Source organism: Sorangium sp. So ce119, from assembly GCF_051524405.1.
Classification (GTDB): Bacteria; Myxococcota_A; Polyangia; order Polyangiales; family Polyangiaceae; genus Sorangium; species Sorangium cellulosum_G.
On the sequence record NZ_CP150311.1, the window covers coordinates 406,042 to 420,769 of the forward strand.

Sequence of the window (14,728 nt, forward strand, 5' to 3'; positions counted from 1 at the left end):
CAAGGCTCAGAACGAACCGTACCCGCATGACCTTTGCCTCGCTCGAAGCCAAGTGGATGGTTGCCCTGGTGATCGCCGCGGCGCCGGGCGTCGCGTGGGCTCAGCCGACGGCCGCCGCGGCCCCGGGAGACCCGAACGCCGCCGGGAAGGAGCAGCGCAACGACGCGCTCGAGGGCGTCGACCTCTTGCGGCTGCTCGACGTCGAGGTGTCCACGGCCTCCAAGACGCTGGAGACGCTCGACGACGCGCCAGCGGTCGTGACGGCGATCACGGCGGAGGAGATCCGCCGCTGGGGGTACACGAGCGTCGGCGAGGTGCTCAAGCACGTCGTCGGGTTCTACCTTATCGACGATCACATCCTGCCGAACGCCGGCGTGCAGGGCATGACCGGGGGGCTTGGGGCCGAGAGCGGCGGGATCAAGGTCATGATCGACGGGCGATCGGTGGCCTTCCGGACGACCAGCGGCAACTGGCTGGGAGCGGAGCTGATCCCGCTGTCCGCCATCAAGCAGATCGAGGTCGTCCGCGGCCCGGCGTCGGCGCTCTACGGCGCCGACGCGTTCCTCGGGGTCGTCAACATCATCACCGTCGCGGCGGAGGACATTCCCTTCGTCGACGGCACGGCGCGCTTCGGCGTGACGGGGACGCACCTGGGCGGCGGCCTCGACGTGCTGGGCGGCATGTCCACCGACCGCTTCGACATGATGTTGACGGCCGCGGGGGAGCTCGACGATCGAGGTGGCCTGGAGATGCCTGGCCAGTCGCCGGCCCCGCAGATCCCGGCGTACAACGCGGGACGCCTGGAGGCCGGGAACCTCAGGCGGTCGGCGGCGGTCCTCGGCTCGCGCCTCGCGTTTCGCGATCCGGAGCGCGGTCACCACCTCGTGGTCAGCGCCTACTGGTCGGCCTTCAGGCGCGGCGGCGACTTCGCGCAATGGGCGCAGCTCACCGGCGGAACGGACACGTTCGGGAGCCCGGCCGGCACGGTGGTCAACCTGCAGCAACATCGCGTCGCGGTCGACGGGCTCCTCCAGCTGAACCGGGAGTTCGCGCTCGCGGTGCAGGGGATGTACTTTCAAGGCGGCGTCCTCCCGGGGGACCGCGTGGACGTCGCCGGCGGCTGGTATTACATCGAGCGGCGCATGGCCTATCGCGGCGTCGACGCGAACGTCGAGCTCCGGTGGGTCCCCTGGAGTCGCTTCAACGTCATCCTGAACCTCGAGTCGGTCTACGACAACGAGGATCTGCCCTCCTTCCGTCGGGTCAGCAAGATCACGGGTCAGGCGTTCGGCTCGCCGGAGCGGGAGCGGCGCTCGACCGAGCTGGTCGACCTCGGGGCGCTGCTCAGCGCCAACCTCAAGGTGCTCGATCCGTGGCTGAAGCTGACGGGCGGCTTCCGCTACGATCACCACAGCAGGTACGAGAACCAGCTCACCGGCCGCTTCGGGGCGACATCGCACCTGGGGAAGACCGTCGTGGCCAAGCTGCTGTACGGCAGCGCCTTCAAGGCGCCGTCACCGTACCTGCAGTACGCCGAGCCGCTCGTGCCGGGCGACGTGATCGGGAACGCGGACCTGAAGCCTCAGTCCATCCACACCGTGGACGCCGAGGTGACGTGGCGGCCGCGCGCCTGGGTCTCGGCGAGCACGGGGGTGTCCTACAGCCTCCTGAACGACAAGGCGGAGTTCGTCCCGCGGGGCATCAACCAGACGGCCGTGAACGTCGCCAATCAGACGTCGCTGATCTGGGCGACGCGCGCCGAGCTGCGGCACGGCGACGCCTATGGCGGCTACGGGTCGTTCGAGACCGTGCACTCCACCCGGGACTCCGGCCAGGTGGGCTACCAGGCCGAGCTTGTCGGTCCGGAGATGGTCGCCTACCCGCGCTGGATCGCGCGGGGCGGGGCGTACGTGAAGCTGCCGTCGCCGAGCGCCGTTCCGCTCGAGCTCTCGACGCAAGGGATCCTCGCCGGGCCCCGGCGCGCCGCCGACGCGAGCATCCTGGAGAACGGCGGCAGCTTCGACCTGCCCACGTACCTGTGGTGGAACGCCAGCCTGGTCGCGCGCAACCTGTGGGTCATCCCGGGTCACGAGACGAGCGTGGCGCTGCGCGCCAAGAACATCCTCGGCGCCAGCGGGCCGGACCCTGGGTTCTCGGGCTTCGAGTACCCGCTGGCGCCGCGCGAGGTGTTCCTCGAGCTACGACACCGCTACTGAGCGGCGCTGGTCGAGGCGAGGAGGTCGTTGCGAGCCCGAAGGCCGCCACGCGACACCGCCCGGGCATCCTCATGGATGCCCCTCCTCGATCCTCGACTGGCTCGATCCCGCGCGGCCCCTGCGTGAGCCTCGGGCTTCGCGGCGAGGCTAATTCTGGCCGGGGCACGTCAGGGCGATGGGGGCGAGATCGACGAAGTCGTTCCCTCGGATCGTCCACCGCTGCATGAAGTGATGTATGCTCGCCCCGTAGTCGTCGAACTCGTACTCGGCGGCCGCCCCGACGTACCGGAGCCGGGTCCCCGCGCGGAGCCTGGCCATCGCCGAGCTCAGATCCCGCCACGAAGCAGCCTCGTTCTCCGGGCTGTTGAGGTCGCGGATGACCTTCTGCAGCTCGTGGCCGGACATCGGCATCTCCTTGCCCGTCGCCTGGGCGTACACGAGGCCCATCGCGATGAGGACGGCGCCGTCGTAATAGAAGTGCGCCGCCGGCAGCGGCGCCTCGCCGTCCCACCGGCGCGAGAAGTGGTCGATGAAGGCGGCGGCGTTCTCGGTCGTGCAGCCGGCCATCTCCGCGGATTCGTCCGCCAGAGGGCACTCGCTGCGCAGGCTGAGCGAGGGCGAGACCCCGAGGTATCCGTCGAGGGAGCCTGTCGGGATGTTGGCGAGCAGCACGTCGGTGCGCAGGGCGGGACCGAGGAACCATGTGCCCGGGCGCCCGGAGACGGTCCACTCGGTCACGATGGTCGAGGCGGTGGCGGGGTACGCCGCCAGGAGGGTGCGCCCGGCCTCCGACGCGAAGGCCGACTCGATCTTCTTCTTGTACGTGTGCTCGCCCGACGTGAACGTCACCGAAGGGAGGACCCTGCCCCGGAGCGCCACGAACTGGGTCGTGAACTCGCTGCTGACGCGGGTGTTGTAGTCGTCCCGCGCGGCGAGGGTGTTCACGGTGGCGATGCCCTCGCGAACGGCGGTCGTCGCCAGCGCGCACCCCACGTCGAACGGCGCCGGGGCGAGCCGCATCCAGCCGCCCCTCGTCTCGCTGCGCGCGACCGAGGGCGCGGCGTACCCCGGCAGCATGTGGAACACGTCGAGCGCCTTCACGTCCGGCGCGATCTCACGGGCGAGCTCGTCCTCCTCGGGCCCCACCAGGTAGGCGACTTCGTCCACGTAGAGCAGCTCGAGCAGCTGATTGAGCCCACGCTCCGTGCTGGAGTGGCTGTCTTGACTCCGGAGGTCGAACGGCTTGCCGTCGAGCCCTCCCGCGGCGTTCAGATCCTCGATCGCGAGCAACATCGCCTGCTCGAGGTTGCGGCCAACGGCCGACTCGCTGCCGGTGAAGGGCAAGAGGGCGCCGAGGACGACGGCATCCTCGGGGTGAGCGGGCGCTGCCGACGAGCAGGACACCGAGAGCAGGGACGCGAGCCCCAAGAGCAGCCTGGTCTCCGTGCAGCGCATGTGTCGTCCGAGGTGGGTGAGCCACATGCCGGCTCGATGGAAGCAATGCAAGGCGGCAGGGCCCCCCGAAGACGATGCTTCGCCTTCGAACCGATGACATCGCATCGAGGCGCGATCGTCAAGGGGGATGCACGCCGGTGGTGCCGATGGCTGCGTCGATGACCTGAGGTCCAGCTCCAGCCATGGCGCTGCGCGCCAGGAGCCACCTCGGCGAAAGCGAGCCGGGACGCCGGGTTATCGGCATCGAGGGCGCTCTGACGCCGCGCGCCGCGCGCGCTATTCGTTCGCGCCGATCGAGTCGAGGAACTCGTTGTAGGCGTCGACCTTGTCGCCCGGCACCACGTCGAGGCCGAGGTTGAACAGGCTGTCCCCGACCATCTGCGGCGCCAGGATCCGCCGGGTCGCGTCGAGGCCGATGCTCTTGATGCCGTAGAGGATGTAGGGCACGAGGTACCCCTCGTAGTACTGCCGCTGGATGTGTGTCGCCTCGATGCGCCCCTCGCGCATGTAGTCGACCGTCCTCGCGTCGAAATCGAAGGCGACGATGGGGAGGTCCTGCTTGCCCGCGGCCTCTGCGGCCATCGCGCACCGGAACGAGAGGTTGAACAGGCCGAGCAACCCCACGACGGGCGGATCTGCGGTCTCGATCTGGTCCTTCATCCAGTCGACGTCCGCGCCCTCGTCGGACCAGTCGACTTGACGCACGACGACCTTGTGACCGGCCGCCTCGAGCACGCCCTGGGCGCCCTGCGTTCGGTCCAGCCCGTCGTCCCAGGTCGGGTCCTCGTTGCCGTGGAGGATCACCGTACCCGGCTCCGGGGGCAGCAGCGCGAGCAGCGTCTTCCCTGCCGTCTCGCCGGCCGACCGGTTGATGGTGCCGACGTAGATCGAGCGCTTCGATGCGGCCAGGTCCGTGTCGAGCGTCACCACGTGGACCCCGTTCGCGACGGCATCATCCACGGCGGCTGCGTTGGCGTCGCCGAAGGGCGAGATGCCGATCCCTTCGGCGCCGTCCGTCACCGCCTGCGCGATCTGCTCACTCTGGAGCTTCATGTCTCTCTGCTGATCGCCCGGCTCCTTGGTGGGTCCGACCACGTTCCCCGTGACCCCGATCTCGCCCATCGCCCGGTTCGCGCCCGTGGCGATCGGCGCGAAGAACGCGGAGAGCGTCTTCAGCATCACCGTCATCTGCATCGACTCGGTCGCGTTCTCGTTGATCTCGGCGACGAGCTTGTCGATGGTCTCCTCGAGCTCTACCGGGGTGAATTCATTCTGCACGGTCGGCATCCGCTGGATGGGCGTCGCCTCCTCGCCCGCGTCGTCCGCGTCGCTCGATCCGCACGCCGGCGTCATCAGCGCGAGGCCGAGCGCCGCCGTCCCCCACCGTCCAATCCTCGTCATGAAACCCCTCCTTGTCCGTGATCCGTCCGGTCCCGCGCGGTACCCCGCGCGGAAGTCAAGCTCGCAGCGGGCTCATTTCCAGGGCTCGCACGTCACCGCGACGGGAGCGAGGTCGACGAACCTGTCACCGTCGATCGTCCATTTCTGCATGAAATGGTGCACGCTCGCCCCGTACCCATCGAACTCGTATTCGGCGGCAGCCCCGACGTACCGCAGGGGGATCCCTGCGCGGAGCCTCGCCATCGCCGAGCTCAGATCTCGCCACGAGGCCGCCTCGTTGTCCGGGCTGTTGAGGTCGCGGATGATCTTCCGCAGCTCATGTCCGGACGAAGGGACCGTCCCGCTCGTCGCCTGGGCGTACGCGAGGCCCATCGCGATCAGGACGACACCGTCGTAGTAAAAGTGCGCCGCGGGCAGCGGCGCCTCGCCGCCCCACCGGCGAGAGAAGTGGTCGATGAACGCGGCGGCGTTCCCGGTCGTGCAGTCGAGCGACTCCGCGGCTTCGTCCACGACCTGGCACTCGCTCCGCAGGCTGAGCGAGGGCGAGACCCCGAGGTATCCGTCGAGGGAGCCTGTCGGGATGTTGGAGAGGAGCACCTCGGCGCGCAGCGCGGGACCGAGGAACCAGGTGCCCGGGCTCCCGGAGACCGCCCATTCGGTCACGATCGTCGAGGCGGTGGCCGGGTTGGCGGCCAGGAGCGTGCGGCCGGCGTGTGAACCGAAGGCCGTCGTGATGTTCTTCGTGTAGGTCTGCTCGCCCGACGTGAACGTCACGGAGGGCAGGATTCTGCCCCCGAGCGCCGCAAAGTGGGTCGTGAAGCTGCTGCTGACGCTGGCGTTGTAGTCGTCCCGCGCGGCGAGGCTGTTCGCGGTGTCGATCTCGTCGTGAACGGCGATCTTCGCCAGCGCGCAGCCGACCTCGAACGGGGACGGGGCGAGCCGCATCCAGCCCCCCTTCGCCTCGCTGCGCGCGACCGAGGGCGCGGCGTACCCCGGCAGCATGTGAAACACGTCGAGCGCCTTCACGTCCGGCGCGATCTGACGGGCGATATCGTTCTCCTCGGGCCCGATCAGGTAGGCGACCCGCTCCGTGTAGAGCAGCTCGATCAGCTGATCGAGCCCGCGCTCCGCGCTCGAGTGGCTGTCGCGGCTCCGGAGGTCGAACGGCTTCCCGTCGAGCCCGCCCGCGGCGTTCAGGTCGCCCACCGCGAGCAACATCGCTTGCTCGAGGTTGCGGCCGACGGCCGACTCGCTGCCAGAAAAGGGCAGGAGGGCCCCGAGGACGACGGCGTCCTCGGGGTGATCGGGCGCTGTCTGCGCGCATGATGCCGAGAGCAGGGACGCGAGCCCCGCGAGCAACACCGCCTCCGTACGGCGCGAACGCCGTCCGGTAGGCGCGAGACACAGGCCGATTCTATGGTGGCGATGCGAGTCCGCAGGCCCCCTACAAGACATGTTTGACCCCCGCGCGGATGACATCCCATCGAGGACCGATCGTCAAGAGGGCATGGAAGCAAACAACGAGAACCGGAATGGAGGACAGAGATGAAAGTCCACGGCATCATGCAACGCAGACAACAATACCAGCATCGTCTTGGAGCCGCCCTTCCTGCACCGCACATCGCGCCCTCCAGGCCGAGAGGTGAGCAGGACCGCGAACATGAAGGGCCCCCTGAGTACGAAGGTGTACTCCCCCGACGACCCGCGCTCCCAGGACCGCACCGGTGCGCTCCTGTCGCCTCGACGCGGTCCCCTCGCCGACCTTTCAGCGCGTCGGTCAACTCAGCGCGTCAGCAAACGACCTGTGTTGTGCATTGCCCTGATGGGGTGAGCTGCCACTCCAAACATCGTTGTTGATCCCCTGCCCTCTTGACAGAACAAACCAGCACATGGTCCGCTCATCATCACAGCCTATGCGCAGTATCGACACCGGGTTGCTCGTGGGACTCGCCTCCCTGCTCTCGGCATCATGCGCGCAGACAGCGCCCGATCACCCGGAGGATGCCGTCGTCCTCGGGGCCCTCCTGCCCTTCTCCGGCAGCGAGTCGGCCGTCGGCCGCAACCTCGAGCAAGCGATGTTGCTCGCGGTCGACGACCTGAACGCCGCGGGCGGGCTCGACGGGATGCCGTTCGACCTCCGGAGCCGCGACAGCCACTCGGGCGCGGAGCGCGGGTTCCAGCAGCTCCTCGAGCTGCTCTACACGGATCAGGTCGCCTACCTGATCGGGCCCGAGGAGAACGATATCGCCCGTGAGATCGCGCCGGACGTGAGGGGACTCGACGTGTTCCACATGCTGCCGGGGTACGCCGCGCCCACCGTCAGGCGCAACGAGACGAAGGGAGGCTGGATGCGGCTCGCCCCCTCCCCGTACGACGTCGGTTGCGCGCTGGCGAAGTATGCCATCGACGAGGGCATCGACACCGTCAACAGCCTCGCCGCGCGGGACGACTACAACGCCAGCGTCAGCAGCAGCTTCACGACCAATTTCGCGGCGCTCGAGGGCAGAGTCCTCCCCTCGGTCACGTTCACGTCGGGCGAGCCGACGTATACGAACATGATCGAGTCCGCCTTCGCGTCGCACGCCGGCCGCACGCTCCTGGCGGCTTACCCCGCCACCGCCTCGATCATCGTGACCGAATGGACCGTCTCCGGGCGCCCGGGCACCTGGTTCCTCGGCCCCGCGTTGCGCGCCGAGGTGCTCCTCGCCAACATCCCTACAGGCTCCCTCGACGGATACCTCGGGGTGTCGCCCTCGCTCAGCCTGCGCGGCGAGTGCCGGGTCATGGAAGGAGCCGAGGCGTCGCTCGACTGCACGACCGGGAACGCCGCCGCGTTCATCGACCACTTCTCGCGCCGGTGGAGCGACGAGGCGCCGCTGCCCGCGGCGCACTTCTACTACGACGGCGTCGTCCTCATCGCGATGGGCCTCGTGTACGCCCAGGCCACGGGCAGGGAGATGCCGCTGTCCGGACATGCGCTGCAGAGGGTCATCAGCGAGCTCAACAGCCCGGACAACGAAGCGGCCTCGTGGCGGGATCTGAGGGCGGCGATGGCCAGGCTCCGCGCGGGGATCCCGCTCCGGTACGTCGGGGCGGCCGCCGAGTACGAGTTCGATCGCTACGGTGCCAATCAGCATCATTCGATGCAAGGGTGGACGATCCACGGCGACGCCTTCGTCGATCTTGCCCCCATTTCGCTCACGTGCCGCGTCGGCCAATGATCCCGCGGCAAGCTCGGTGTTCACCCAGGGGTATCGCGCACTGCCGGAAGAACCACGGACAAGGAGAGGTCTCATGATGAGGATTGGACGATGGGGGATGACGGCGCTCGGGCTCACGCTGATGACGGCGGCATGCGGCGCCACGAACCCCGAGGCGGGCGAGGATGCGACGCCCATCAAGCGAGTTCCGACGCCTCCCAATGAGTTCACTCCCGTGGAGCTCGAGGCGACGATCGACGACCTCATCGCCGAGCTCAACAAGCACGCGACCCAGCCGATGCAGATGGCGATCGTGCTGAAGGACGCCACCGGCTTCTGGGCGCCGGTCGTCACGGCGGCGAACCGCGCCCTGGGTGATCTCGGGGTCATCGGGAACGTGATCGGGCCCATCTCGCAGTCGGGCGACAGCGATGAAGACGAGGCGCTCCAGAATGACCAGATCGCGCAGGTGGTCGCGGACGGCGCGGAGGGGCTCGGCCTCGCGCCCTTCAACGACATCCAGACGGACGCCGTCGATGCCGCTGTCGCGGAGGGGGTCCCCGTGGTGACGCTCGACACCGACGTGGCGTCCTCGAAGCGCGCGCTCTTCGTCGGGACCCTCGACGAGGCGGCCGGGGCCACGGCAGCGCAGACCCTGCTGGCGATGCTGCCCCCGGCGCCGGGGACGGTGATCCTCCACGGCAACGAGGACCCGGCCTGGAGCAACGGGATGGATCGAACGCAGGGCGCCCAGGGCGTGCTCGAGGCAGCCGGCTACGACGTCCTTGTGCGTCAGTCCACCTGGGACGACGGGGGCGACGTCGAGGACGTCGACTGGATGCAGGCCCAGATCGAGACCGCGGACCCGCCCGTCGTGGGCATGATCGGCCTGTTCAACATCTCGTACCGGTGCGCGATCGCCGCAGAGGCCGCGGGCAAGCCGGACCTCCCCATCGTCGCCTTCGATTTCGATCCGATGACCGTCGATTACATGCGCGAGGGGCGCATCAAGGCCACCCACACCCAGCGGCAGTATTACCAGGGCTACCTCGTCCCCTACATCCTCTACGGCATCAAGAACATCGGCCTCGACGCGACCCGGCAGATCCTCGCGCCGCAGATGGTCGACGACATCCGGGTCAACACGGGCCTCGACGTCGTCCCCGCGGACAAGATCGACGCCTACAACGACTTCCTCGACGCGATCCGCGCCAACCAGTAGCGCCGCCGCGCGCTCAGCGCCCCGGCGCCCCGCAGATCCGGTGGACCAGCTCGAGCAGCGGCTCGATCTGCAGCGGCTTCTTCAGCAGGCCCGCGACGCGGAGGCGCGACGCCTCCTGCTCGGCCCGCACGTCGGCGGACACGATCACCACCGGGATGGACGCGAGCGCCGGGTCGCGCTGGAGCTCGGCGCGGAGCTGCCAGCCATCCATGACCGGCATCATCAGGTCGAGCAGGATCAGCGCGGGCGGCTGGTCGCGCCGCAGCAGCGCGAGCGCCTCGGCGCCGTCCGCCGCCTCCTCGACGTCGTAGCCCTCGAACACGAGGAGCTGCGACAGGATGCTCCTGATGTCCAGATCGTCCTCGACGACCAGGATGCGACCCGTTTTCTCGCCCATGCTCGAACCTCACGACCGGACCGCGCCGCGCGGCGCGCTCCCTCCCGCTGATCCGCGGTTCCGCTGAACAGCCCCCGCTCCCGGCCCTGATCGATCGAGCGTCACGGGCCCGTGCGGCACCTTGGGCGCGCGCGGCCGCGCGCGCAAGCGGCCGGTCCGCCGGCCCGCCCGCGCGCCGGCACCGAGGGGGGACGGCCGGCCCCGCGCCTGTCCGCCTGGGGCGGGCGCCACGCCTACTGCGCGGCCTCCTCGGGGTACTCGTCGAGCGGATCGCCCGGCGCGCCGCCGCGCTCGTCCCGCTCGTCCGGCGCGCCGGCGTCCGCGCGCCAGACGGGCAGGAGCACGCGGAAGCACGCGCCGCGGCCCACCTCGCTCTCGACCCCGATCTCGCCCCCGAAGCTCGCCACGATGCCGTGGCAGATCGCGAGCCCGAGCCCCGTCCCCTCCCCGATGGGCTTCGTCGTGAAGAACGGGTCGAAGATGCGGCTCCTGAGCTCCGGCGCGATCCCCGGCCCGGTGTCGCGCACCTCGATGCGCACGCGGCCGGGCGGCGCGGCGGCGGTGGCGATCCGGATCTCGTTCCCGTCCTCGTTCCCGTCCGGCAGCGCCTGGGCGGCGTTCACGAGCAGGTTCAGGATCACCTGGCCGAGCTGCGCCTCGTTCGCGTGGACGGGCGGCACCGGGCCGAGCTCCAGGACGAGCCGCGCCTTGCTGCGGATCTGCTGCTGCGCCATGCGCAGGACGAGCTGGATCACGCGGTCGACCTCCACCGGGCCGAGCGCGCCGTCGTCCGCGCGCGAGAACGTCTTCAGGCCGCTCACGATGTGCCGGACCCGCGCCCCGCCCTCCGCGGCCTCGTCGAGCGCCGCGACGAGCGCGTCGACGCGCGCGGCGGCGCCCCTGGCGCGGAGCTCCTTGCGCGCGAAATCGACGTTCGTGACCATGTACGCGAGCGGGTTGTTGATCTCGTGCGCCACCCCGGCGGCGAGCGTGCCGAGCGACGCCATGCGATCGGCCAGCAGCAGCCGCGTCTCCATCTGCCGGCGCTCGGTGACGTCGGCCACGGCCCCGAGCATCCGGTACGCCTTGCCGGCCCCGTCGCGCAGGACGATGCCCCGGTCCTGGACGTCGGCGTAGCTGCCGTCCGCGAGCAGGCACCGGTACCAGAGCTCGAACGTGCTCTCCTCGCCCTCGATCGCGCGCCGCAGCGCGTTCATCACGCGGTCGCGGTCCTCGGGGTGGACGCGCTCGAACCACCACGCCGCGTCCTCCTCGATGTCGGCGCCGCCCGTGCCGTAGAAGCTCCGCATGCGCTCGCTCCCGGTGACGCGCCCCGACGAGAGATCCCAGTCCCAGAAGGCGTCGCTCGTCGCGCGCACAACGAGCCGCAGGCGCTCCTCGCTCGCGCGGAGCGCGGCCTCGGCGGCCCGGCGCGCCGTCATGTCGAGGACGAAGCAGACGCCGCGATCCCGGGCCCCCTCGACGAGGGCGGGGGCGATGAGGACGGGCAGGCGCCGGCCGTCGCGGTGGAGGAACTCCTTCTCGAACGGCGGGCAGATGCCGTGCTTCCGCACCTCCGAGAGCGCGCGCTCGTCCGCGGCGCGGAGCTCGGGCGGCGTCAGCGCCACCCAGTTCAGCCGGCCCGCCTCGACGTCCTCGCGCGCACAGCCGACCATGCGGAGGAACGCGTCGTTCGCGTCGAGGATGCGCCCGGCGACGTCCCAGACGAAGAGGCCGATCACCTCCGCGGATCCGTCGCGGAACGAGCGCCCGGCGCGCTCGAGCAGCGCGCGCTCCGCGGGCGCCCTGTCGGCCGCGCGCGCGGCCGGCCGCCGCACCCACCACGACGCCGCGTCGAGCTGGATCGCGATCGACCGCTCGTCCGCCGCCGCCACGACCGTGGCGCCCGCCTCGAGCAGGTCCGTTGTCGCGGCCGCGTCCCCGGCGATGGCGACCACGGCCACGCGATCGCCCCCGGGGGCCGCGCGCAGCCGCCGGCACAGCGCCAGCGCCTCGCCGAGCGCCCCGTCGGCCCCGACGACGGCCACGTCGAACGGCTGGGTCGCCAGCAGGTCCAGCCCGGCCTCGACGTCCCGCGCCGGGACCGCGGCGTGGCCGCGCGCCGCGGCGGGCGCCAGCGCAGCGTCCGCCGAGCCGCCGGGGAAGACCAAGATCCTGGGCCGATGTGATCCCGCCACCCGCGCAACATCCCGCGCGCGGCGCGCAGACGCAATACCGGCGCAGCCCTGTCCTCCCCTCCTCCGCCCCCTCTCCTCCCCCTCCCGGCTCACCCGACCCCGGTCCTCCGGTCACCGTCCCGGCCGTCGCCCCTGCGACCGCCCCCTCCTCAGAACCACTGACAGGCGTTCGCGAACCCCGCGCGCTGCGACGACTTCTTGTAACAGAGGAAGTAGAGCCTTCCGCCTCGAACACCGCACTCGGTGCGGTCTTTCCAGCAGGCGAGGAGGTCCGGATCCACCGCCGGGTTGCTCGAGACCGTCGTGCCCTCCTCGAGGTCCGGCGCCTCGTCGGGGACCGGACAGACCGCCGCGTCGGAGGGCGACGGGACGCCGACCGTGTTCGACTCGATGCCCGTGTGGAAGACCGCCTCGGCCACGCGGCGCGCGGCGGCGGCGCGGTCCCGCCCGCACAGCGAGAGGATATCGAGGCTGGAGCGCTCCACCTGGACGAGGACGAAGTTGCGCCCCTCGGTCACGGTGAGCTCCAGCCCCCCCGCGGTGAGCTCGTGGCGGAGCAGGTCGGGCGTGTCGTCCGTGGCCGCGTGGATCGCGTGGCGCGCCCCCAGGGCCTCGTTGTGCGGGTTGACCTCGCTCCTGAAGATCGAGTCGCACCAGTAGTACGAGTCGGCGCGCGCCTGGTCCGGCACGTCGTCGAACCGCGCGACGGGCGTGAACCCGTCCGGGGTCACGCGCGCCACGGCCGCGAGCCACGCCGCGATCCGCGCGTCGATGTCCTGCCCGAGAGCGCCTTTCCCGTTCATCGCCCACCTCCCGAACGCCCGTACGTTGCCACGATCTTCTCGACGCGGTACCCGTCGTTCGGCGCCGAGCTGAACCAGATGAGCCCCCAGAACACGCCGAGGATCGGCTCCACGCTGTCGAACACCCCGGCGCCGCCCGCGTAGTACCGCGTCCGCCCGCCGTGCGAGAACTCGAGGGCCGCCTCGTACCGGTTGAGCCCCGGGCTGAGCGTCCCGTCGGGCAGGCGCGTGTGCGAGGCCGGATAGGTCCTCCCCTCCTCGACCGGACCGTCGACGAGCGCCGCGCGCCACACGCGGTCGCCCACGGTCCTCGTCACGTCGAGCCCCGCCCACGGGTGCTCCTCCAGGTCGGCCGAGAGCGTCCTGCGCCCGCCGTCCACGTTCGGATCGCCCCACACCACGATCATGCGCGTCCGCCCCGGGATCCCGAGCTGCCGCAGCATGCCGCGGACGAGCCGGACGATGGCCTGGCACTCGCCGGTCTCTTGCACATAATCGCTCATCGCCCAGGCCCCTCCCTCGCTGTTCAGGTACGTCGGGTGGTGGTATTGCCGGGGCACCCTGGGGCTCGGCTGGAGCGTGTAGATCGGGAATTTGGCGAGCAGCCCGTCCACGATCTCGTGGGGATCCAGCGTGTTGAGCGGCTCGATCCACGAGACCGCCCTGTCCATCCGCTTCAGGGTCACCCCATCTTCCTGCCAGATGTGCTGTTTGTCGGTCTGGGGCCTCCCCATCGTGACATAGACCGGGTTCGATGTCCGGGAGGGCGACACCGGGGCTCCCCCGCCCGCCGACCAGGACAGGTTGAGGGTGAACTTCTGGATCCGCCTCGCGAGCGTCCGCGACGAGGCGAGATCGAGCGGCCCCCCGCCCGGCGCGAGGCTGCGGCTCTCGAACGTGAGCCCCGCCGGCCCGACGGCGCGGATCGAGGTCGGCCCCGCGCTGGACGCGTCGCCCCTCGACTCCAGGCCGACGCGGATGACGACGCTCCTGCCCATCGAGATGGACAGCGGCGCTGCGGCGTTCGACGTCCACTCGGGCTGCGGGCACGGGTCGCCCGCGTTCCTCCAGCCGCTCTCCCCTTTGCAGTCCTTCAGGAGACCGTGATCGGACCTGAACTCGATGGAATGCAGCGCGATGGACTGCGCCGCATCGGGCGCAGCTTCGGGCTGCGGGCTCTCCGTGGTCGGATCCGCCATATCGACCTTCCTCGCTCCCGGCGCTCATGAACTCGGCCCCCGCCGAGCCCCCCCGCCGGTTCACGGGGATCGTAACGTCCGCGCCGGCCGGGCCAAGTCGGGAGTCGTCGCAGGGGCGGAGGCGCCCTGCCGGAGAGCGCCTCCGCGGCGCGGCGCGCGCGCGATGGACGCGAGCGCGTGCGGCCCGCCCGCGTCCATCGCGCGCGCGCGTGGGCCACGCGCGTGGGCGTGGCGCGGAGCGCGTGACCGGCCCTCGCGCGGACCGGGGCCGGCCACGACCCGGGTTCCTGCCGCCGCGCGGCCGAGCTAGATTGCGCCCATGCCCAACAGCCTGTTCATCGTGCACGTCCACGTGCATGTCAAACCCGAGCTCGTCGACGCCTTCCGTCAGGCGACGATCGAGAACGCGCGCGAGAGCGTCAAGGAGCCCGGGATCGCCCGGTTCGACGTCGACCAGGACCTCGACGACCCCACGCGCTTCGTGCTCGTCGAGGTCTACAGGAACAAGGAGGCGCCGGCCGCGCACAAGGAAACGGAGCATTACAAGCGGTGGCGGGATACCGTCGCAGACATGATGGTCGAGCCGCGGACCAGCCGGAAATACGTCAATGTCTCCCCCGACGACGCGGGGTATTGA

11 protein-coding genes are annotated in these 14,728 nt (G+C 70.5%); 4 read left to right on the forward strand and 7 right to left on the reverse strand.

What is annotated here, in order from left to right:
• Positions 1–26: 26 nt before the first annotated feature.
• Positions 27–2,216, forward strand: a complete 2,190-nt coding sequence (locus WME76_RS45830; protein WP_437962526.1) for a TonB-dependent receptor plug domain-containing protein — start codon at positions 27–29, stop codon at positions 2,214–2,216.
• Positions 2,217–2,363: 147 nt separating this feature from the next.
• Here the strand turns inward: WME76_RS45830 and WME76_RS45835 are convergent, their stop codons facing one another.
• The 3 genes from WME76_RS45835 to WME76_RS45845 form a co-directional block, all read right to left on the reverse strand.
• The gene (locus WME76_RS45835) at positions 2,364–3,671 is read right to left on the reverse strand and encodes an ABC transporter substrate-binding protein (protein ID WP_437962527.1); all 1,308 of its coding nucleotides are present in this window, start codon (positions 3,669–3,671) and stop codon (positions 2,364–2,366) included.
• Between the two features lie 276 nt (positions 3,672–3,947).
• Positions 3,948–5,072, reverse strand: coding sequence for a substrate-binding domain-containing protein (locus tag WME76_RS45840; RefSeq protein ID WP_437962528.1), 1,125 nt, complete (start codon positions 5,070–5,072; stop codon positions 3,948–3,950).
• 72 nt (positions 5,073–5,144) lie between these two features.
• Positions 5,145–6,434 (reverse strand): ABC transporter substrate-binding protein, encoded by a 1,290-nt coding sequence (locus WME76_RS45845; protein ID WP_437962529.1) that lies wholly within the window; start codon positions 6,432–6,434, stop codon positions 5,145–5,147.
• A 551-nt stretch (positions 6,435–6,985) separates the two neighbouring features.
• Here WME76_RS45845 and WME76_RS45850 point away from each other — a divergent pair.
• Positions 6,986–8,293: an ABC transporter substrate-binding protein gene (locus WME76_RS45850; protein WP_437962530.1), complete on the forward strand. Its 1,308-nt coding sequence runs from the start codon at positions 6,986–6,988 to the stop codon at positions 8,291–8,293.
• Positions 8,294–8,366: 73 nt separating this feature from the next.
• The gene (locus WME76_RS45855; RefSeq protein WP_437962531.1) at positions 8,367–9,494 is read left to right on the forward strand and encodes a sugar ABC transporter substrate-binding protein; all 1,128 of its coding nucleotides are present in this window, start codon (positions 8,367–8,369) and stop codon (positions 9,492–9,494) included.
• A gap of 13 nt (positions 9,495–9,507) precedes the next feature.
• Here WME76_RS45855 and WME76_RS45860 read toward each other — a convergent pair whose 3' ends face one another.
• The 4 genes from WME76_RS45860 to WME76_RS45875 form a co-directional block, all read right to left on the reverse strand.
• Positions 9,508–9,891, reverse strand: a complete 384-nt coding sequence (locus WME76_RS45860; protein ID WP_437289356.1) for a response regulator — start codon at positions 9,889–9,891, stop codon at positions 9,508–9,510.
• Positions 9,892–10,124: 233 nt separating this feature from the next.
• Positions 10,125–12,089: an ATP-binding protein gene (locus WME76_RS45865; RefSeq protein ID WP_437962532.1), complete on the reverse strand. Its 1,965-nt coding sequence runs from the start codon at positions 12,087–12,089 to the stop codon at positions 10,125–10,127.
• A gap of 149 nt (positions 12,090–12,238) precedes the next feature.
• On the reverse strand, positions 12,239–12,892 hold the full coding sequence (locus tag WME76_RS45870; protein ID WP_437962533.1) for a hypothetical protein: 654 nt from the start codon (positions 12,890–12,892) through the stop codon (positions 12,239–12,241).
• The gene (locus tag WME76_RS45875) at positions 12,889–14,091 is read right to left on the reverse strand and encodes a hypothetical protein (protein ID WP_437962534.1); all 1,203 of its coding nucleotides are present in this window, start codon (positions 14,089–14,091) and stop codon (positions 12,889–12,891) included. The genes WME76_RS45870 and WME76_RS45875 overlap by 4 nt, the downstream gene beginning before the upstream one ends.
• A 319-nt stretch (positions 14,092–14,410) precedes the next feature.
• On the opposite strand from WME76_RS45875, the gene WME76_RS45880 reads away from it, so the two are divergent.
• Positions 14,411–14,728, forward strand: a complete 318-nt coding sequence (locus WME76_RS45880; RefSeq protein ID WP_433934276.1) for a putative quinol monooxygenase — start codon at positions 14,411–14,413, stop codon at positions 14,726–14,728.